The 19,952-nt window shown below is 71.8% G+C and carries 15 protein-coding genes; 10 read left to right on the plus strand and 5 right to left on the minus strand.

All coding sequences use genetic code 11. The annotated features are described in order from the left end of the window. Nucleotides 1–122: 122 nt before the first annotated feature. A complete protein-coding gene (gene gltB, locus AB0K17_RS20095; protein WP_365983715.1) occupies nucleotides 123–4,676 on the plus strand; it encodes a glutamate synthase large subunit in 4,554 nt (1,517 codons plus the stop codon). Next, entirely contained in the window at nucleotides 4,669–6,129 is a 1,461-nt protein-coding gene (locus AB0K17_RS20100; protein ID WP_365964898.1) for a glutamate synthase subunit beta, read from the plus strand. Before gltB ends, AB0K17_RS20100 begins: the two co-directional genes overlap by 8 nt. A gap of 60 nt (nucleotides 6,130–6,189) precedes the next feature. Here the strand turns inward: AB0K17_RS20100 and AB0K17_RS20105 are convergent, their stop codons facing one another. From AB0K17_RS20105 to AB0K17_RS20115, 3 genes are all read right to left on the minus strand, one after another. Continuing rightward, nucleotides 6,190–6,858 (minus strand): calcium-binding protein, encoded by a 669-nt coding sequence (locus AB0K17_RS20105; protein WP_365983716.1) that lies wholly within the window; start codon nucleotides 6,856–6,858, stop codon nucleotides 6,190–6,192. 20 nt (nucleotides 6,859–6,878) lie between these two features. After that, entirely contained in the window at nucleotides 6,879–8,048 is a 1,170-nt protein-coding gene (gene wecB / locus AB0K17_RS20110) for a UDP-N-acetylglucosamine 2-epimerase (non-hydrolyzing) (protein WP_365964896.1), read from the minus strand. A gap of 80 nt (nucleotides 8,049–8,128) precedes the next feature. Next, nucleotides 8,129–9,385, minus strand: a complete 1,257-nt coding sequence (locus AB0K17_RS20115; RefSeq protein ID WP_365964895.1) for a glycosyltransferase — start codon at nucleotides 9,383–9,385, stop codon at nucleotides 8,129–8,131. A 561-nt stretch (nucleotides 9,386–9,946) separates the two neighbouring features. Here AB0K17_RS20115 and AB0K17_RS20120 point away from each other — a divergent pair. Both AB0K17_RS20120 and AB0K17_RS20125 read left to right on the plus strand, forming a co-directional pair. Beyond that, nucleotides 9,947–11,785, plus strand: coding sequence for a polysaccharide deacetylase family protein (locus AB0K17_RS20120; RefSeq protein ID WP_365983717.1), 1,839 nt, complete (start codon nucleotides 9,947–9,949; stop codon nucleotides 11,783–11,785). 28 nt (nucleotides 11,786–11,813) lie between these two features. Continuing rightward, a complete protein-coding gene (locus AB0K17_RS20125; protein WP_365983753.1) occupies nucleotides 11,814–12,857 on the plus strand; it encodes a glycoside hydrolase TIM-barrel-like domain-containing protein in 1,044 nt (347 codons plus the stop codon). A gap of 55 nt (nucleotides 12,858–12,912) precedes the next feature. Here the strand turns inward: AB0K17_RS20125 and AB0K17_RS20130 are convergent, their stop codons facing one another. After that, nucleotides 12,913–13,770: a hypothetical protein gene (locus tag AB0K17_RS20130; protein WP_365964893.1), complete on the minus strand. Its 858-nt coding sequence runs from the start codon at nucleotides 13,768–13,770 to the stop codon at nucleotides 12,913–12,915. Between the two features lie 255 nt (nucleotides 13,771–14,025). On the opposite strand from AB0K17_RS20130, the gene AB0K17_RS20135 reads away from it, so the two are divergent. From AB0K17_RS20135 to AB0K17_RS20150, 4 genes are all read left to right on the plus strand, one after another. Further along, the gene (locus AB0K17_RS20135) at nucleotides 14,026–14,841 is read left to right on the plus strand and encodes a serine protease (protein WP_365983718.1); all 816 of its coding nucleotides are present in this window, start codon (nucleotides 14,026–14,028) and stop codon (nucleotides 14,839–14,841) included. A gap of 242 nt (nucleotides 14,842–15,083) precedes the next feature. Next, on the plus strand, nucleotides 15,084–15,839 hold the full coding sequence (locus AB0K17_RS20140; RefSeq protein WP_365983719.1) for a hypothetical protein: 756 nt from the start codon (nucleotides 15,084–15,086) through the stop codon (nucleotides 15,837–15,839). 114 nt (nucleotides 15,840–15,953) lie between these two features. Then, nucleotides 15,954–16,640, plus strand: coding sequence for a response regulator transcription factor (locus AB0K17_RS20145; protein WP_365983720.1), 687 nt, complete (start codon nucleotides 15,954–15,956; stop codon nucleotides 16,638–16,640). Beyond that, nucleotides 16,637–17,803, plus strand: coding sequence for a histidine kinase (locus tag AB0K17_RS20150; RefSeq protein ID WP_365983721.1), 1,167 nt, complete (start codon nucleotides 16,637–16,639; stop codon nucleotides 17,801–17,803). The genes AB0K17_RS20145 and AB0K17_RS20150 overlap by 4 nt, the downstream gene beginning before the upstream one ends. 231 nt (nucleotides 17,804–18,034) lie before the next feature. Here AB0K17_RS20150 and AB0K17_RS20155 read toward each other — a convergent pair whose 3' ends face one another. After that, a complete protein-coding gene (locus AB0K17_RS20155; RefSeq protein ID WP_365964888.1) occupies nucleotides 18,035–18,424 on the minus strand; it encodes a VOC family protein in 390 nt (129 codons plus the stop codon). A gap of 282 nt (nucleotides 18,425–18,706) precedes the next feature. Here AB0K17_RS20155 and AB0K17_RS20160 point away from each other — a divergent pair, with 282 nt between their 5' ends. Both AB0K17_RS20160 and AB0K17_RS20165 read left to right on the plus strand, forming a co-directional pair. Continuing rightward, nucleotides 18,707–19,573, plus strand: coding sequence for an AraC family transcriptional regulator (locus AB0K17_RS20160; protein ID WP_365983722.1), 867 nt, complete (start codon nucleotides 18,707–18,709; stop codon nucleotides 19,571–19,573). Between the two features lie 10 nt (nucleotides 19,574–19,583). Then, entirely contained in the window at nucleotides 19,584–19,919 is a 336-nt protein-coding gene (locus AB0K17_RS20165) for a chorismate mutase (RefSeq protein ID WP_365964886.1), read from the plus strand. The last annotated feature ends 33 nt before the right edge of the window (nucleotides 19,920–19,952 follow it).

Below are 19,952 nucleotides of genomic sequence, written 5' to 3' on the forward strand. Positions count from 1 at the left end.
GCCCATCATGTAACCTGCATCAAATTTCTCAGCGCGCAGCACATTCTTCTTCGCGGAGGGCCAGCGTCGTCCCTCGGCACATGCATCACGCCATGACTGCCAAGACGACGACGGGAGCGCCGATGCGCCACGCATCCCACCCCGCCCAGCAGGGGATGTACGACCCCCGCAACGAACACGACGCCTGTGGCGTCGGCTTCGTCGCGACCCTCACCGGCGACGCGAGCCACGAGCTCGTGGAAGCGGCGCTCACCGTCCTGCGGAACATGGAGCACCGCGGCGCCACCGGCTCCGACCCGGACTCCGGCGACGGCGCCGGCATCCTCACGCAGGTCCCGGACGCCTTCCTGCGCGGCTGCGTCGAGGGCTTCACCCTCCCCGCCCCCGGCACGTACGCCGTCGGCATCGCCTTCCTACCCGCCGACGACCGGCAGGCGACCGAGGCCGTCTCGCACATCGAGACGATCGCCGCCGAGGAGGGACTGACCGTCCTCGGCTGGCGCCCCGTCCCCGTCGCCCCCGAACTCCTCGGCGCCGCCGCCCGGGCCACCATGCCCGACTTCCGGCAGCTGTTCGTCACCGACGGGGTCAGGGAAGGACTCGCGCTCGACCGCAAGGCCTTCGCCCTGCGCAAGCGCGCCGAGCGCGAGGCCAACACCTACTTCCCCTCGCTCTCCGCCCGCACCCTCGTCTACAAGGGCATGCTCACCACCGGGCAGCTGGAGCCGTTCTTCCCCGACCTGTCCGACCGGCGGTTCGCCACCGCCATCGCACTGGTCCACTCCCGCTTCTCCACCAACACCTTCCCCAGCTGGCCGCTCGCCCACCCCTACCGCTTCGTCGCCCACAACGGCGAGATCAACACGGTCAAGGGCAACCGCAACTGGATGCGCGCCCGCGAGTCGCAGCTGGCCAGCCGGCTCTTCGGCGACAACGACAGCCTGCAGCGCCTCTTCCCCGTCTGCACGCCCGACGCCTCCGACTCCGCCTCCTTCGACGAGGTCCTGGAGCTGCTCCACCTCGGCGGCCGCTCGCTGCCGCACAGCGTGCTGATGATGATCCCCGAGGCGTGGGAGAACCACCCCTCCATGGACCCCGCCCGCCGCGCCTTCTACCAGTACCACTCCACCCTGATGGAGCCCTGGGACGGCCCGGCCTGCGTCACCTTCACCGACGGCACCCTCGTCGGCGCCGTCCTCGACCGCAACGGCCTGCGCCCCGGCCGCTACTGGGTCACCGACGACGGCCTGGTCGTGCTCTCCTCCGAGGTCGGTGTCCTCGACCTCGACCCCGCCAAGGTCGTGCGCAAGGGCCGGCTGCAGCCCGGCCGCATGTTCCTCGTCGACACCGAGGCCCGCCGCATCATCGAGGACGACGAGATCAAGGCAGCCCTCGCCGCCGAACAGCCCTACCAGGAGTGGCTGCAGGCCGGGCTCGTCGAGCTCGCCGACCTGCCCGAGCGCGAGCACATCGTGCACACCCACGCCTCGGTCAGCCGCCGCCAGCAGACCTTCGGCTACACCGAGGAGGAGCTGCGCGTCATCCTCGCCCCCATGGCCAGGACCGGCGCCGAGCCGATCGGTTCGATGGGCACCGACTCGCCCATCGCCGCGCTCTCCGCCCGGCCGCGCCTGCTCTTCGACTACTTCACCCAGCTCTTCGCGCAGGTCACCAACCCGCCGCTGGACGCCATCCGCGAGGAGCTCGTCACCTCGCTGATCTCCTCCCTCGGCCCCCAGCGCAACCTGCTGGAGCCGACCGCGGCCTCCTGCCGCAGCGTCACCCTGCCCTTCCCGGTCATCGACAACGACGAGCTCGCCAAGCTCATCCACATCAACGCCGACGGCGACCTGCCCGGCTTCAAGGCCGTCACCCTCTCCGGCCTCTACCGCGTCGCCGGCGGCGGCGAGGCCCTCGCCGCCCGCCTGGAGGCGATGTGCGCCGAGGCGGACGCCGCCATCGCCGACGGCGCCCGGCTCATCGTGCTCTCCGACCGGCACTCCGACGCCGAGCACGCGCCGGTGCCGTCCCTGCTGATGACCTCCGCCATCCACCACCACCTCATCCGCACCAAGCAGCGCACCCAGGTGGGCCTGCTGGTCGAGGCCGGTGACGTCCGCGAGGTCCACCACGTCGCGCTGCTCATCGGCTACGGCGCGGCGGCCGTCAACCCGTACCTGGCGATGGAGTCCGTCGAGGACCTGCTGCGCGCCGGCACCTTCCTCTCCGGCATCGCCCCCGAGGAGGCCATCGGCAACCTCATCAAGGCGCTCGGCAAGGGCGTGCTGAAGGTGATGTCGAAGATGGGCATCTCCACCGTCGCCTCCTACCGCGGCGCCCAGGTCTTCGAGGCCGTCGGCCTGGACGAGGCGTTCACCGACACCTACTTCCACGGCACCGCCACCAAGATCGGCGGTGTCGGCCTGGACGTCGTCGCCCGCGAGGTCGCCGAGCGGCACGCCAAGGCGTACCCCGCCACCGGCATCCCCGCCAGCCACCGCCGGCTGGAGATCGGCGGCGAGTACCAGTGGCGCCGCGAGGGCGAACCGCACCTGTTCGACCCCGAGACGGTCTTCCGCCTCCAGCACTCCACGCGCGAGCGCCGCTACGACATCTTCAAGCAGTACACGCAGCGCGTGAACGAGCAGTCCGAGCGGCTGATGACCCTGCGCGGGCTGTTCTCCTTCGCCTCCGGCCGCACGCCCGTCCCCCTCGACGAGGTCGAGCCTGTCAGCGAGATCGTCAAGCGCTTCTCCACCGGCGCCATGTCGTACGGCTCCATCTCCCAGGAGGCCCACGAGACCCTCGCCATCGCCATGAACCGGCTGGGCGCGAAGTCCAACACCGGCGAGGGCGGCGAGGACCCCGAGCGCCTGTACGACCCGGCCCGCCGCTCGGCGATCAAGCAGGTGGCCTCCGGGCGCTTCGGCGTCACCAGCGAGTACCTCGTCAACGCCGACGACATCCAGATCAAGATGGCCCAGGGCGCCAAGCCCGGCGAGGGCGGCCAGCTGCCCGGCCACAAGGTCTACCCGTGGGTGGCGAGGACCCGGCACTCCACGCCCGGCGTGGGCCTGATCTCCCCGCCCCCGCACCACGACATCTACTCCATCGAGGACCTCGCCCAGCTCATCCACGACCTGAAGAACGCCAACCCGGCCGCCCGCATCCACGTCAAGCTGGTCTCCGAGGTCGGCGTCGGCACCGTCGCCGCCGGCGTCTCCAAGGCCCACGCCGACGTCGTGCTCATCTCCGGCCACGACGGCGGCACCGGCGCCTCCCCGCTGACCTCCCTCAAGCACGCCGGCGGCCCCTGGGAGCTCGGCCTGGCCGAGACCCAGCAGACCCTGCTGCTCAACGGTCTGCGCGACCGCATCGTCGTGCAGACCGACGGCCAGCTCAAGACCGGCCGCGACGTGGTGATCGCCGCCCTCCTCGGCGCCGAGGAGTTCGGCTTCGCCACCGCCCCCCTGGTCGTCTCCGGCTGCGTCATGATGCGCGTGTGCCACCTGGACACCTGCCCGGTCGGCATCGCCACCCAGAACCCGGTGCTGCGCGAACGCTTCACCGGCAAGGCCGACTTCGTCGTCAACTTCTTCGAGTTCATCGCCGAGGAGGTCCGCGAGCTCCTCGCCGAACTGGGCTTCCGCACCCTGGAGGAGGCCGTCGGCCACGCCGAGCTCCTCGACGTCACCCGCGCCGTGCGGCACTGGAAGACCCAGGGCCTGGACCTGCAGCCGCTGCTGCACGTGCCCGACCTGCCCGCCGGCGCCGTCCGCCACCGCATCGCCGAGCAGGACCACGGCCTGGCCAAGGCGCTGGACAACCAGCTCATCAAGCTCGCCGCCGACGCCCTGGACGTCGTCGGCGACGAGGAGCCGCAGCCCGTCCGCGCCCAGCTGCCCATCCGCAACATCAACCGCACGGTCGGCACCATGCTCGGCCACGAGGTGACCAAGCGCTACGGCGGCGCGGGCCTGCCCGACGACACCATCGACATCACCTTCACCGGGTCCGCGGGCCAGTCCTTCGGCGCCTTCCTGCCGCGCGGCATCACCCTGCGCCTGGAGGGCGACGCCAACGACTACGTCGGCAAGGGCCTCTCCGGCGGCCGCATCGTCGTCCGCCCCGACCGCGGCGCCGACCACCTCGCCGAGTACTCCACCATCGCCGGCAACACCCTCGCCTACGGCGCCACCGGCGGCGAGCTGTTCCTGCGCGGCAGCGTCGGCGAGCGCTTCTGCGTCCGCAACTCCGGTGCCACCGTCGTCTCCGAAGGCGTCGGCGACCACGGCTGCGAGTACATGACCGGCGGCCGCGCCGTCGTCCTCGGCCCCACCGGCCGCAACTTCGCGGCCGGCATGTCCGGCGGCGTCGCCTTCGTCCTCGACCTCGCCCCCGAGAACGTCAACAAGGAACTGGCCGCGGCCGTCGAGGAACTCGACGACACCGACCGGACCTGGCTGCACGACGTCGTGCGCCGCCATCAGGAGGAGACCGGCTCCACCGTCGCGGCCGCCCTCCTCGCCGACTGGACCACGGCAGCGACCCGCTTCCGCAAGGTCGTGCCGGCCACCTACAAGGCAGTGCTCGCCGCCAAGGACGCCGCCGAGCGAGCCGGTCTGACCGAGACCGAGACCCACGAGAAGATGATGGAGGCGGCGACCCATGGCTGACCCGAAGGGCTTTTTGACCACCGACCGCGTCCTCGCCCGCACCCGCCCGGCCGCCGAGCGCGTCCGCGACTGGAACGAGGTGTACGTCCCCGGCTCGCTCCTGCCCGTCATCAGCAAGCAGGCCGGCCGCTGCATGGACTGCGGCATCCCCTTCTGCCACAACGGCTGCCCGCTCGGAAATCTGATCCCCGAGTGGAACGACTACGCCTACCGCGACGACTGGCGGGCCGCCGGCGAACGCCTGCACGCCACCAACAACTTCCCCGAGTTCACCGGCCGGCTGTGCCCCGCCCCCTGCGAGGCCGCCTGCGTGCTGGGCATCAACCAGCAGCCCGTGACCATCAAGAACGTCGAGGTCACCATCATCGACAAGGCGTGGGAGGCCGGCCACGTCACCCCCCAGCCGCCCGAGCGCCTCTCCGGCAAGACCGTCGCCGTCATCGGCTCCGGCCCCGCCGGCCTGGCCGCCGCCCAGCAGCTGACCCGCGCCGGCCATACGGTCGCCGTCTACGAGCGCGCCGACCGCATCGGCGGCCTGCTGCGCTACGGCATCCCCGAGTTCAAGATGGAGAAGCGGCACATCAACCGCCGCATCGAGCAGATGCGCGCGGAGGGCACCAAGTTCCGCACCGAGGTCGAGATCGGCCGGGACATCGACGCCGCCACGCTCCGCAAGCGCTACGACGCCGTCGTCGTCGCCGCCGGCGCCACCACCTCCCGCGACCTGCCCGTGCCCGGCCGTGAGCTCAAGGGCATCCACTTCGCGATGGAGTACCTGCCGCTCGCCAACAAGGTGCAGGAGGGCGACCTGACGGTCTCCCCGATCACCGCCGAGGGCAAGCACGTCGTCGTCATCGGCGGCGGCGACACCGGCGCCGACTGCGTCGGCACCGCCCACCGGCAGGGCGCGGCCTCCGTCACCCAGCTGGAGATCATGCCCCGGCCGGGGGAGGAGCGCAGCGCGGGCCAGCCCTGGCCCACCTTCCCCATGCTCTACAAGGTCACCTCGGCCCACGAGGAGGGCGGCGAGCGCATCTACTCCGTCTCCACCACCCACTTCGAAGGCGACGAGGACGGCAACGTCCAGTGGCTGCACCTGGTGGAGGTCGAGTTCACCGGCGGAAAGCCGGAGCACAAGCCCGGTACCGAGCGGCGCATCCCCGCCCAGCTCGTCACCCTCGCGATGGGCTTCACCGGCACCGACCGGAACAACGGCCTGGTCGAGCAGTTCGGCCTGGCGCTGGACGAGCGCGGCAACATCGCCCGCGACGCCGACTTCGCCACCAACGTGCCCGGCGTCTTCGTCGCCGGCGACGCCGGACGCGGCCAGTCGCTCATCGTTTGGGCCATCGCCGAGGGCCGCTCCGCCGCCCGCGGCGTCGACCGCTACCTGACCGGCACCAGCACCCTGCCCGCCCCGATCCGGCCGACCGACCGGGCCCTGGCCGTCTGACGGCCACCGGTTCCCACCAGCCCGGCGCCCGCCCGTCCCCGGCCCGAGGGGCGGGCGCCGTCACTCCTGCTCCGGCTCCTGCACCGAGATGTCGGTGAACAGCACCCGGGCGTCCTCGGTGTACACCCCCACGCTGCCGCTCGTGTACGGCCGCTCGTGGTCCTCGTACGCCACCAGCCCCTTGCCGTCCACGCTGACCTCCATCCGCCCGCCGCGCTGCGCGACGCGCACGTCGGAGGCCCGGCCGACGGGGAAGTGCTCGGATCCGGTCGCCAGGAACCGCTGGCCGCCCGGATACGCCGGATCCCGCTTGCCCAGCTCCCAGCCGTTCGGCTTGAGCGTCACGTAGTAGAAGTGCTCCGGGTCGCTGTACGCCCACACCAGCCACGGCACCTCCCACGGGTTCGGCCGGGGAGTGCGCAGCTGGGCGAGCGTGCGCATCCTGGCCCGGAAGTCCACGTCCCCGTACCGGCGGACGGAGACGATGAGCCCGGCGTGGGTCTCGCCGGCCTCCCGCGAGGGCCTGGGGGACAGGGCCAGGCCGTCGTGCCGGCCGATGTTCTCCCCGTGCCCGTCGAAGACCGACCGCCAGGGGCCGTGGACCGAGCCCTCGGCCCACGGCCGCTCCGGCTCCCCGCTGTGCTCCCAGATGGTGCTCACGGCTATGGCGATACCCGCCACCGCGGCGACCACCAACAGGACGAGAACGAGGAGCCGGCGTCTGGTCATGCCGTCGAGTATGGCCCCGCTCAGTCGGGCTGCGTGGCGACCAGCGGCTCGGGCGCGGCAGGCGCTCCGGCGTCCGCCCCGAAGTCCTCGGCGAGCTGCGCCACGATGCGCTGCGTGGCCCGTCCGTCCCCGAACGGATTGCCGGCCGTCGCCATCCGCCCATAAGTCTCCGCGTCGTCCAGCAGGTGCATCGCCGCCTCCAGGATGACCTGCGGCTCGGTGCCCACCAACCGCGCGGCGCCCGCCTCCACCGCCTCCGGCCGCTCGGTGGTGGTGCGCAGCACCAGCGCGGGCTTGCCCAGGCTCGGGGCCTCCTCCTGGATGCCGCCGGAGTCGGTGAGGACCAGGTCGCAGCCGGCGAGGGTGGCGGAGAAGTCCACGTAGTCCAGCGGCTCGACGATGCGCACGTGCGGGTGACCGGTCAGCTCCGGCAGCAGGGCCTCGCGCACGGCCGGGCTCTTGTGCAGCGGCAGCACGATCTCCACGTCGCCGCGGTCGGCCAGGCGCCGCAGTGCCTTGCCCATGGCCCGCATCTTCTCGCCCTGGTTCTCCCGGCGGTGCAAGGTGACCAGGACGCGCCGCAGGTCGCTGCGGAAGGCGCTGCGCCCGGTGCCCTGTTCGAGGATCCACAGCAGATTGTCGATGACGGTGTTGCCGGTGACGAAGACCTCGGCCTCGGCGATGCCCTCGGCCGTCAGGTGGCCGGCGGCCCGGGGCGTGGGGGCGAAGTGCCAGCGGGCGATGCGGCCGATGAGCCGCCGGTTGAGCTCCTCGGGGAATGGGTTGTCCAGCACGCCGGTGCGCAGGCCGGCCTCGACGTGGGCGACGGGCACGTGTTCGTAGAAGGCGGCGAGGGCGCCGGTGAGGGCGGAGGTGGTGTCGCCCTGGACGACGACGAGGTCGGGCCGCTCGGCGCGGACGACCTCGCCGAGGCCGTCCACCAGCCGTGCCGTCAGCGTCGACAGCTCCTGGCGCTCGCGCATCACGTCGAGCTCCACCTTCGCCGGGATCTGCAGCATCTGCAGCATCTGGTGGAGCATCTCGCGGTGCTGGCCGGTGGTGACGACCAGCGGTTCGAACAGGGGCGAGGCGGCCATGGCGCGGGCCACGGGCGCCAGTTTGATCGCCTCGGGGCGGGTGCCCAGGACGAGCATGGCGCGCACGGGCGTGGTGATGACGTTCGGGGACATGGGTCTCCCTAGGAAGGTGCGTGCTCGAACTTGGTGGAGGAGTGCCGCGCGGTCGGCGGCGCCGCAGGCTGCGGCGCCGCTCAGGTGCGTGCGGTCTTCAGCCAGGTCTGCTTGCCCGTGAGCATGCGCCACAGGCCCCACCACCCGGCGGCGAACCAGATGTAGCCGTAGAAGACGAACAGGTGGGAGTACAGGACGGCACGGACGAGCCCGATGCCCTTCTCCCGCCGGTGGTACACCCAGCCATAGGCGTACGCCGCCGCGAACGACAGCACGTACGGGCCGACGACCCACATGGGCGACAGCAGCGGGTGCCCGGCCTGCACGGATCCGATGACGGCACCGGCCACGGCGATGACGAAGGACAGCGGGAGCAGCGAGGTGAGAAGGATCAGCACGGGGCTGGAGAGGTGGTAGAGCAGGTCGACGGCGGCCCGTACGGGTACCTCGCGCAGGATGAGCGGCACGAGGTTGGCCGACTGCAGGTGGCCCTGGAACCAACGGGAGCGCTGGCGCACCAGCCGGCGCACGTCGAGGACGGCCTGCTGGGAGACGGCGGCGGTGGTGCAGTGGTGGTTGATCCAGCCGCGGGCGATGAGCCGGACGCCCAGGTCGAGGTCCTCGGTCAGGGAGTCGCTCCACGGCCCGCGCCCGCCGCTCGCCGCGCTCAGGGTGTCGAGCGCGGAGAGCCGCATGAACTGCCCGTTGCCGCCCATGCCGACGCTGCCGAAGTAGCGCCGGGCGGACTGGAAGACGTCGCCGTAGATGACGAACTCCATGTCCTGGAGCCGGGCGAGCAGGCCCTTGTGGCGGTTGTACATGCGCACGCCGACCTGGGTGGCGCCGGTGCGCGGGTCGTCGAAGTAGGGGTCGACCGCCTGGACGATGTGCGGGTCGAGCCGGCCGTCGGCGTCGACGACGCAGACGATGACGTCGGCAGGGTCGCGTCCGTCGAGGATGCCGGACTCCCGAAGGTGGCGGATGCCGGCGTTCAGGGCCGCGCCCTTGCCCTTGCGCGCATTGGGCAGGGTGCGCTGCAGCAGGCGTACGCGGTCGGAGGCGACGGAGCGGACGATGTCGGCGGTGCGGTCGTCGGAGGCGTCGTCGATGACGAGGGCCAGGAAATTCCCGGCCGGCAGGGCGGTGATGCGGGCGAGGCTCTCCGCGAGCACCTTCTCCTCGTTCAGACAGGCGAGGAGGAAGACGTACAGGCGCTCGGCGCGCGGGCCGCGGTCGCGGCGGACGCGGAGTCTGGAGAGGACGAAAAGGGTGGTGTTGTAGCAGCCGGCCATCACGATGATGGCGATGCTCGCCCAGAGCAGAATTTCGTTGATCATGAATGTCCGCCGGAACCCCGGAGGACGAACCACAGCTTCGCCGAAAGAAGTACGGCGGCTATCGCGCAGTAGAGAAGAAAGCCGGCTCCGGCCGCTTCCTGCAGGCCCCTCGCAAAGGGTATGCCCGGCAGGACTTCTGGGGCCGCCGTCAGCCCGGCCAAGGGCAGGACTGTCCCCAGAGCGGGTTTTCCGTACATGAGTTCCCCCCGGATTGCGCCTCAATCCCTCACCTGAGGCGTGCGCAGGGAAAGTATCAGATCAGCCGGTGCGTTTAGAGGTTGATGGTGGGAGTTGTTGAATCGGAACACTGAATTCTGTGGACCAACCGGTAGTTATGCCTGGTGGTGGCTTTGGTGTTACAGAAGTGATCTCCGGTCCAGTCCAATGGGCTTGTCGCTCATTGCCCGTGTTGGACCAAAGTTGTCTATTGACACCCATCCGCCACCCCACAAGAATCAGCCAACTGTCGGCACCTCCACACCATCGGCCTGTCATTGATGGAGGAATCGGCAACTGCGCGACCAACCGCGCGACATTCTGGGGGAAATCAAAATGAAGAACATGCGGCCGAGATCAGGGATGTCCCGGGTCTCGATCGTCCTGGCCGTCATCGCCGCCCTGCTGGGCGGCGCAACTCTTTCCGCGGGCGCGGAAGCGGCGATAGACAACGGCGGCACCAAGCCCCGGCCGTCGCACAGCCTGCAGGGCACCGGCCCCGCCTCCGTCTCGCCGACCGGCACCGGCGACCTGAAGTCCTGGGTCTCCACCCAGCTGACCAACGACCGCAAGCGCGCGTCCCGCTCGCTGAGGATCACCCCCGCCCCGGCCCCGAAGGTGACCACCGCCTCGGCCCCGCTGCAGACCCTGGCCGCCGCCCAGGGCACCTCGGCCCTCGTGCTCTACGACACGACCGGCCCGTACGGCTACCTCGGCGAGCTGTACGCCATGGCGATCGCCAACCTCGCGGGCCACTTCGGCACCGTCACCGCCAAGCCCGTCTCCGCCTACACCGCGGGCATGGTCGAGAACTACAGCGCCACCGTCTACGTCGGCTCGACGTACTACGGCGGTACGATCCCCGACGCCGTGCCGGCCGCGTTCTACCAGGACGTCAAGAACACCTCCAAGCCGGTGGACTGGGTCGGCGACAACATCTGGAACATGGCCAACGCCATCGGCGTCGAGGCGTTCAAGCAGAAGTACGGCTGGGACCCGACCAACTCGTTCTACGAGAGCAACGGCACCGTCGGGAACATCACCGAGGTCACGTACAAGAACCAGCAGCTGACCCGGAAGATCCCGGCCGGCTTCGACGGCGGCGTACTGCACCCCGCCATCGTCACCGGCACCGGCTACCCCGCGGTCACCCCGCTGGCCACCGCCACCGATGCCAACAGCGGCACCACCTCGCCGTGGGCCATCCGCTCGGCCAACCTCACCTACCTCGGTGAGATCCCCTTCACCTACGTCTCCGAGTCGGACCGCGTGATCGTCTTCGAGGACCTCCTCTTCGACGCCCTCGCCCCGGCCACCGCCGAACGCCACCGGGCCTTCGTCCGGCTGGAGGACATCAGCCCCAAGTCGGACCCGACCGAACTGCGGGCCATGGCCGACTACCTGTACGGCCAGAAGATCCCGTACGGCATCAACGTCATCCCGGTCTACACCGACCCCAAGGGTGTCTACAACGGCGGCAAGGCCGAGACCGTCACCCTCGCCCAGGCCCCGCAGGTCGTCTCCGCGCTGAAGTACATGCTCTCCCACGGCGCGGTGCTGATGAACCACGGTTACACCCACCAGTACAGCAACGTCAACAACCCCTACACCGGGGTCACGGGCGACGACTTCGAGTTCTTCCGCGCCCACGTCGACGCCTCCGACAACGTCGTCTACGACGGACCCGTCGCCGAGGACAGCGCCGCCTGGGCCCAGGGCCGGGTGACCTCCGCGCTCGCCGGCTTCGCCGCCGCAGGGCTGCCCAAGCCGGCCATCTGGACCACGCCGCACTACGCGGCCTCCGCCACCGACTACAAGACCCTCGGGCTGAACTACACCTACCGGCTGGAGCGTTCCTTGTACTTCGCCGGAACGCTCGGCGGCGGCACGGTGAACGCCTCGCGCTACATCGGCCAGTTCTTCCCGTACAGCGTCAAGGACGTCTACGGTACGACCGTGCTGCCGGAGAACATCGGCAACTACGAGCCCCAGCCCTACAACAACCACCCGGCCCGCCTGCCCGCCGACCTCATCGCCTCGGCCAAGGCCAACCTGGCCGTCCGCGACGGCGTGGCGAGCTTCTTCTACCACCCGTACTACGCCGTCGACCCGCTGAAGCAGACCATCGACGGCATCAAGGCCCTCGGCTACACCTTCGTCGGGCCGACGGACCTCGCCCAGTGACCCAAGGAGTCCGGTCGAAGTGAACGTGATGAGGAGGACGGCCGCCGCACTCGCGGCGGTGGCCGTCCTCTTCGTCGCCGGATGCTCCGCCTCCGGCGACGACGCACCCGACGACAGTCCCGATCCCTCGTCGAGCAGGAAGGTGAGCGGCTTGCGCGGCATCACGCTCCCCTCGTGGAACACCGACGACTACGCCGGCCCGCAAGCCGGAACGTATCTTCGGCAGATAGCGGACACCGGCGCCCGATGGGTCACCTTCACCCCCACCTGGTACCAGGACACCGTGACCGACGCGGCCATGCGCACCACGGACGAGACCGCCAGCGACGCCAGCCTGCGCCACATCATCCGCCTCGCCCACGACGCCGGCCTGAAGACCATGCTCAAGCCGCACGTCGACCTCACCAAGGGCGGCGACCGCGCGGAGATCCACCCCGGCGACACCGACGCCTGGTTCACGGCGTACGAGCGCTTCATCACCCACTACGCGCAGCTGGCCGCCGACGCGGGCGTCGAGCAGTTCGCGGTGGGCACGGAACTGGCGGGCACCTCCGGCGACGGCGCGCACTGGAGCCGCGTCGTGGCCGCCGTGCGCGAGCGCTACAAGGGCACGCTGACCTACGCCGCCAACTACGACGAGTACCGCAAGGTCGCCTTCTGGAAGGACCTCGACCTCGTCGGCATCGACGCGTACTGGCCGCTCGGCGACAAGCCGACGACGGACACGGCACGGCTGCGGCAGGCGTGGCAGCCCATCGTGGACGAACTCGCCGCGTTCTCCGCCCGCACCAAGCGCAAGATCCTCTTCACCGAGGCCGGCTACGTCAGCCAGCGCGGCTCCACCACGGCCCCCTACTCCTGGAGCGTCAGCAAGCGCGACGGCGACGCGGAACAGGCGGCCGGCTACGAGGCCCTCCTGGCGACGTTCGACGGCAAGCCGTGGTGGGCGGGCGTGTGCTGGTGGATGTGGGACGACTGGCCCGACAGCGGCGAGACGGCGAAGAAACTGGCCTACACCCCGCACGGCAAACCGGCGGAGAAAGTGCTGCGCCGCTGGTGGTCGCGAGGGTGACGGGCGCCCCCGCCCCCGCGGGCACCCGGGGCGGGGGCAGGCCCGCCGCAGGCGGTCACGTGTCGCAGTCCAGCACCGCCCGGCACAACCCGCACCGCGCGCGGAAGCGCCCCCGCACCGGCACCCGCAGCTGCTGGTCGCACTCCGGGCACGCGAACGTCACCCGCGCCCCCTCGAACGCGTAGCCCACCCCCGCCGCGCCCGCCCGCCGGTCGCGGGCGTAGCGGTGGCGTCCCAGCCGTCCGGCGGCGGCCAGCGGCGGCCGGCGGCCGTCCTGCCGGGCGCGCTCGCGGCCGCGGACGTACGCGTCGTAGGCCTGGGGGCTGGTGAACCACGGCGAGGGGTCCTCGCCGAAGGCCTGCGCCCGTTTGGCCAGCACGTAGCCGAACTCCTCGGGCGTGAGGTACCCCAGCTTCTGCGTGGAGACCTCCGACTCCCGGTAGGCGTCGAGCAGCAGCCATCCGGCCCCGAGGTACGCCGCGGCGGTGTCGGTGAGGATCTCGTTGTCCCGGGTACCGGCGAACTCCAGGCCGAGCCGGTGCAGGTAGACGTGCATGACCTCGTGGGAGAGGGCGGCCCCGATGTCCCTGCGGTGGGTCTTGAAGCGGGCGTTGAGCTCGATGAAGTACTCGGGCCCGGCGGCGAGTTCGACGTTGCCGGCGTGCCGCATGTCGCGGAAGGCGACGATCATGCGGGCGTCCGGCAGTCGCAGGTGCCGCACCATCTCGCGGGCGACGCGCTGGACGCCGAGGTAGAGGTCGTCGGTGTCGGGGAAGGCCACGTCGGCCGGCGGGACGCTGGCCTCGAAGGAGTGCACCCCGTCGTAGGAGAGCCGCTTGTACAGGGCGTGGATCGCCGCCCGTACGGTCTCCAGGTGCGGGAAGCCGTGCTCGATCGCGACGTCCGGGGCCACGCGGCACCACCCTTCGGGGAAGGGCACGACAGGAGCGGGCCGGCGGCCCGTGCCCTTCCACTCTAGGGGCGTCCGCGCGGCCCGCCAGGGTGCCTGCATGCGGCCGAACGAACGTCCGGGCGACTGTCCGAAAAGGGGGCTGGGGTGCGGGTGCCGCGCGGCCCGATAATCGCCTCGCGCATTGTCATGAGCCCAACAAGCACGCACATCCCACCACGCGTGCGACGCGCACAACCTCCCACGAAAGGAAGTCCGTTGCGCAACCACCCCCAGGCGCTCAGGAGAATCACCGCCATCGGCACCGTCGCCCTCGCCGCCCTCTCCCTCCAGGTCGGCGGCGCCGCCGCCCAGGACCCCGGCCCCACCCCCACCCCCACCCCCACCCCCGGCCCCGGCGTCGTCGGCGGCGTACCGGCCGCACAGGGCGAGTTCCCGTGGATGGTGCGGCTGTCCATGGGCTGCGGCGGCGCCCTGTACACCCACCAGATCGTCCTCACCGCCGCCCACTGCGTCAGCGGCAGCGGCGCCAACACCTCCATCACCGCCACCGCCGGCGTCGTCGACCTCAACTCCTCCAAGGCGATCAAGGTCAGGTCCACCCGCGTCCTGCAGGCCCCCGGCTACAACGGCTCCGGCAAGGACTGGGCACTGATCAAACTCGCCAGGCCGATCGACCTGCCCACCCTCAGGACCGCCGACACCCCCGCGTACAACGACGGCACCTTCACCGTCGCCGGCTGGGGCGCCACCAGCGAGGGCGGCGGCCAGCAGCGCTACCTGCAGAAGGCCGACGTGCCCTTCGTCGACGACGCCACCTGCCAGGGCGCCTACAGCAACCTCATACCCGGCGAGGAGATCTGCGCCGGCCTCCTCGACACCGGCGGCGTGGACACCTGCCAGGGCGACTCCGGCGGCCCCATGTTCCGCAAGGACGACTCCGGCAACTGGATCCAGGTCGGCATCACCAGCTGGGGCCAGGGCTGCGCACGCCCCGGCTACCCCGGCGTCTACACCGAGGTCAGCACCTTCGCCTCCGACATCGCCTCCGCCGCGGCCGGCCTGGGCGGCTGAGCCGCGCCCGTACCCCGTTCGCCCCGCGCCCGTACCGGCCTCACCGGCCGGTACGGGCCCGCACGCGGCCTGCGGAACCCGCCTGCGGTATGACCCCGGGCCCCCTCGTCATCCTTTCGGCCGACACGGGAATGGTCGGACAGTCGAGGTGTGCGGCGCCGATACGTCCGTAACGTAAGGGGGTGGCCCCGCCCGACCGACGGAGCCCCCGAAGCCGCCCGTTACGGAAAGGCCCCACTTCCGTGTCCGTCACGTCGTCCGCCGCGCCCCGCGTCGCAGCCGCCGCAGTCCTCACCGCCGCCGTCGCCGCCGTGGTGTACCCGACGGCGACCGCCTTCGCGGCCCAGCAGACCGACCGCGACACCCGCCCCGGCGGCCCCGGCACCACCACCGTCCAGCAGGTCCTGCTGCCCGACGGCAGCCGCGCCCGGCTCACCTCCGGCAGCGGCGGCACCAGCGTGACCGTCACCCGCGGCACCCAGCACCGCACCCTCGACACCGGCCGCCCCGCCACCGACCTCGACCGCCTCCACCTGCGCATCCTCGGCGGCAACACCACCCGCCCCACCCTCAGCGCCCGCCTCGACGGCAGCCGGCTGCCCACCTACTACGACTTCGCCTCCGGAGCCACCCGGCACACCCTCGACGCCGGCGAGGCCGCCCGCCCGGCCGCCACCGCCTCCGGCACCAGGACCCGCACCAAGGACCACCGCACCCTGGCCGCCGGCACCACGGGCGGCGCCACCACCGTCACCGTCACCCCGCACACGCCCGCCGCCGGCAGCCACCGCAGCACCGGCCACCACGGCAAGCCGCCCCACGACTCCTCCGGCAACCCCGTCAAGCGCGTGGTCGAGGCCGGCCAGGTGATCAAGGCCAGCCACGACGCCGGCGAGGTCGGCACCCCCGTCGTCGTCGGCGGCATCGCCCTGCTCGCCGCCGGCGGCGCCTACGGCGTACGGGTGGCGCTGCGGCGTGGCGGCCGCACCGCCGGCTGACCGCCCCCCGACCGTACGCCGCTGCGGTTGCGGCACCCGGGCACCACCGGTGACATGTAAGGAGCCCGGCCGCATCCGCACCCCACAGAAGCGTTCGAGGAACTAGGGCACAGCATGCCGATCAGCGTGGTCATCGCCGACGACCAGGAAATGGTCCGCACCGGGTTCCGGATGATCCTGGAGAGCCAACCCGACATCGAGGTCGTCGCCGACGTCGTCGACGGCGAGGCCGCCCTGGAAGCCGTCGAACACCACGACCCCGACGTCCTGCTCCTCGACATCCGCATGCCCAAACTCGACGGCCTGGAGGTCACCCGCCGCCTGTCCGCCCTCGCCGCCACCCGGCCCGAGCGCGCCCAGCGCCCCCGCATCGTCATCGTCACCACCTTCGACCTCGACGAATACGTGCACACCGCACTGCGCAACGGCGCCTCGGGCTTCCTGCTGAAGGACGCCAGCCCCGCCATGCTCGTCGAGGCCGTGCAGGCCGCCGCCGTCGGCGACTCCCTCATCTCCCCGGCGATCACCGTCCGCCTCCTGCGCGACATGGCCCCCGCCACCACCGCCGCCACGGGCGCCCCCCTCAAACAGCCCACCGAGCCGCTCACCGACCGCGAGGCCGACGTCGTGCGCTGCCTGGCCCGCGGCGCCACCAACGCCGAGATCGCCGCCGAACTGTACGTCTCCCTGTCCACGGTCAAGACCCACCTGGCCAACGTGCAGCTCAAGCTCGACGCCCGCAACCGCGTCGAGATCGCCGCCTGGGCCTGGGAGAGCGGGCTGGCCACGGGCAGCACGTGAGCAGATGGACCGGCTGGGCCGTCCGCCACCCGCACCGGGCGGCGGCCGCCAAGGCGGTGCTCGCAGCGGCCCTGCTGTTCCTCGTCGCCTTCGAGGGCATCGCCCTGGCCACCCAGCCCAGCCGGCCGCACGCCGTCGTCCTGGCCACCGGCGTCCTGGTGTGCCTGTGCGCCGTCCCCTACGCCTGGCTCCCGCTGCCCGCCCGCGCCGCCGCGGCCGTCGCCGTCTCCTGGACCGCCTCCGGCGTCCTGATGACCGGGCAGCACCCCACCGTCGTCTGGGGCATGGGCGAGGACATCGCCCTGCTGGTGCTCCTCAGCGCCGTCCTCACCCGCTCCCCGGACCGCACCGCCGCCCTCCTCGGACCGGCACTCGCCGTCGCCATCGTCGCCGTCCCCCTGCGCGATCTGAACCCCGGCTGGTTCACCGCCCTGTTCTGCGTCCTGCTCGTCGTCGTCGGCACCTACTCCCTGCTCCTGCGCGGCCACGCCACCCAGCGCCTGCGCGACATGGCCGCCGTCCGCTCCGCCGAACGCCTCGAACTCGCCCGCGAACTGCACGACCTGGTCGCCCACCACATCACCGGCATCGCCGTGCAGGCCCAGGCCGCCCGCTTCACCGCCCTCAGCGGCCCCGACGCCGCAGCCACCTTCCAGCGCATCGAGACCTCCGCGAGCGAGGCCCTCGGCGCCATGCGCCGCCTGGTGCGCATCCTGCGCGAGAGCGGCGAGGCCGAGACCGAACCCGTCGCCGGCCTGCCCGAGGTCCGCGCCCTGACCGAGGAATTCGCCCGGACGGGCCCACCCGTCGCCCTCTACATCGAAAAGGGCATGGAGACCTGGATCCCCGGCGAAGTCGCCGCCGGCGTCCACCGCGTCGTCCGCGAGTCCCTCACCAACATCCGCAAGCACGCCGCCGACGCCACCGCCGTGCGCATCGGCGTACGCGGCGTGCCCGCCGGCGTCGAACTGCGCATCGCCGACGACGGCAAGCACGCCGCCCTGCTCGCCGAGAACGCCCGCGGCGGCGGCTTCGGCCTCGTGGGCCTGGCCGAACGCGCCAAGGCCATGGGCGGCCGCCTGACCGCCGGCCCCGCCCCCGAGGGCGGCTGGCAGGTCACCGCCCTCTTCCCCGTGGACCGCGGCACACCGACGGACGACTAGGCCGTGCCCGGCGCATCCTCGTCACGCGCCACCACGGCGCCCCGTAGGGGCGCGGGGCTGTGTCGATGTGCGGCTGCCGCCGCGTGGGCGCGACAAGCCACGGCGTGCCCGCAGATTGCCCGCCCCCCGGGGTGGCGTGTCGGCTGCGGGCCGTCGCCGGCTGATCGCGCAGTTCCCCGCGCCCCTACGGGGCGCCGTGGTGGCGCGCGACGAAGAGCCGCCGGAGACGGCCTAGCCCTCCTGCCCGTAGCACAGGCAGAAGGGATGCCCCGCGGGATCCGAGAAGACGACGAACCCCCGCTCCTTGCCCCCGCTGTCGTGCAGGAACACCGCCCCCAGCGCGATGACCTCCTCCCGGGCCCGCTCCACGTCCTTGCGCGTCGGCACCTCGAAGTCCAGGTGCATCTGCTGCGGATGCTCCGGATCGGGCCAGCGCGCAGGAACGTACTCGCCCTTCACCTTCTGGAAGGCGATGCGCCGCCCGGTGCCCGGCTCGCTCAGCCACACCCAGTCCGGCTCCTCGTCGGCCTCGACACGCCACCCGAGGATCGCCGCATAGAACCTGGCGAGGGCCAGCGGATCGGGACAGTCGACGACGAGACACTGCAGTTTCGCGATCATGAACCTACGGTCCCACACCCTGCCCCGCACCCTTACAAAAAAATGGCTTCACCGCCGCCACCGTCGGGCAATAGACAGGCAACGGGGTTCCGTCCCGTTGGTCACCGTCATCGGCCGGTGACCAGCGGGACGGGTCTCGGTTCCCGGACCCCGGTACGAACCGGCTTCCCCGCAGCCGCGCCGCCACTCCTCGAAGGCACCCGCCGTCGCCCTCTGGCGGGGGAGCGGACCATGGACGAAGATCGACGCTGATGGGACGCCGACGACCGGGCGGAGGGCGGTATGTACCACTCCTGGGCACGCTCCTTCACCCCCCGCCCCGTCCACCACCGCCTCGGCCTGGTCTGCCTCGGCGTCGGCCTCCAGCACGGCGCCCTGCCCCCCGTCGGCCCCCGCACCCCCGACCACCACACCGCCGTTGTCATCAGCGCCGGCAGCGGCTGGCTGCGCACCCCCGACGGCCGCACCCGTCCCGTCACCGCCCCCTGCCTGCTGTGGCTGCTGCCCGGCACCCCCCACCACTACGGCGCATCCCGCGGCGCCGGCTGGGACGAGGCCTACGTCGACTTCACCGGCCCCGCCGTCGACGCCTACACCGAACTCGGCTGCATCGACCCCGACCGCCCTCTCGTCCCCCTCACCGACACCACCACCGCCCGCGCCGCCGTCACCCGCATCGCCCGCGCCGCCCGCCCCGGCAACCCCCTGCTCGAAGTCGAGACCTCCGCCGCCGTCCACGAACTCCTCGTCGCCCTGCGCCGCGCCCGCGCCGACGCCCCCCGCGCGAGCGACCCCCTGCTGCAGGCCCTCGCCCGCGACGCCTTCCTGCCCCTGTCCGTCGCCCAGCACGCCGCCCGCCACGGCATGACCCCCACCGAGCTGCGCTCGGCCGTACGACGCGGCGCCGGCTGCAGCCCCAAGGACTACCTCCTCGGCATCCGCATCGGCCGCGCCAAGGAACTCCTCACCGCCACCGAACTGCCCGTCGCCGCCGTCGCCCGCCGCGTCGGCTACACCGACCCCGCCTACTTCAGCCGCCTGTTCACCCGCCGCATCGGCACCCCACCCGTGCGCTTCCGCGCCCGGCACGACGCCCGCGTCCCCTCCCCGGAGCACCCGCCGGTCATCCCCCCGCCGACTTCCGCATAGGGTCGGTGACGTGGAAGACAAGAACAACCGTGCCCCCGACGCCGACGCCGGCACCCTCGACGAGGCCGTCCTGGCCGAACTCGTCCGGCTGCGGGACAGCATCGACAACATCGACGCCGCAGTGATCCACATGCTCGCCGAGCGCTTCAAGTGCACCCAGCAGGTGGGGCACCTCAAGGCGGCCCACAGGATGCCGCCCGCCGACCCCTCCCGCGAAGCGCGTCAGATCGCGCGCCTGCGGCAGCTGGCCGAGAACGCCAAGCTCGACCCCGCCTTCGCGGAGAAGTTCCTCAACTTCATCATCGCCGAGGTCATCCGCCACCACGAGACCATCGCCCGCTCCTGACCGACCCACAAAAGACAAGGCTCCCCGCACCCT

It is taken from the genome of Streptomyces sp. NPDC049585 (assembly GCF_040675615.1).
Lineage (GTDB): Bacteria > Actinomycetota > Actinomycetes > Streptomycetales > Streptomycetaceae > Streptomyces > Streptomyces luteosporeus.

Excerpts from the sequence above, each read along its gene's own strand:
- wecB (WP_365964896.1), bottom strand. The coding sequence starts at position 8,048 with ATGTCCCCGAACGTCATCACCACGCCCGTGCGCGCCATGCTCGTCCTG.
- AB0K17_RS20115 (WP_365964895.1), bottom strand. The coding sequence starts at position 9,385 with ATGATCAACGAAATTCTGCTCTGGGCGAGCATCGCCATCATCGTGATG.
- AB0K17_RS20105 (WP_365983716.1), bottom strand. The coding sequence starts at position 6,858 with ATGACCAGACGCCGGCTCCTCGTTCTCGTCCTGTTGGTGGTCGCCGCG.
- AB0K17_RS20120 (WP_365983717.1), top strand. The coding sequence starts at position 9,947 with ATGCGGCCGAGATCAGGGATGTCCCGGGTCTCGATCGTCCTGGCCGTC.
- gltB (WP_365983715.1), top strand. The coding sequence starts at position 123 with ATGCGCCACGCATCCCACCCCGCCCAGCAGGGGATGTACGACCCCCGC.
- AB0K17_RS20145 (WP_365983720.1), top strand. The coding sequence starts at position 15,954 with ATGCCGATCAGCGTGGTCATCGCCGACGACCAGGAAATGGTCCGCACC.
- AB0K17_RS20100 (WP_365964898.1), top strand. The coding sequence starts at position 4,669 with ATGGCTGACCCGAAGGGCTTTTTGACCACCGACCGCGTCCTCGCCCGC.
- AB0K17_RS20125 (WP_365983753.1), top strand. The coding sequence starts at position 11,814 with ATGAGGAGGACGGCCGCCGCACTCGCGGCGGTGGCCGTCCTCTTCGTC.
- AB0K17_RS20155 (WP_365964888.1), bottom strand. The coding sequence starts at position 18,424 with ATGATCGCGAAACTGCAGTGTCTCGTCGTCGACTGTCCCGATCCGCTG.
- AB0K17_RS20160 (WP_365983722.1), top strand. The coding sequence starts at position 18,707 with ATGTACCACTCCTGGGCACGCTCCTTCACCCCCCGCCCCGTCCACCAC.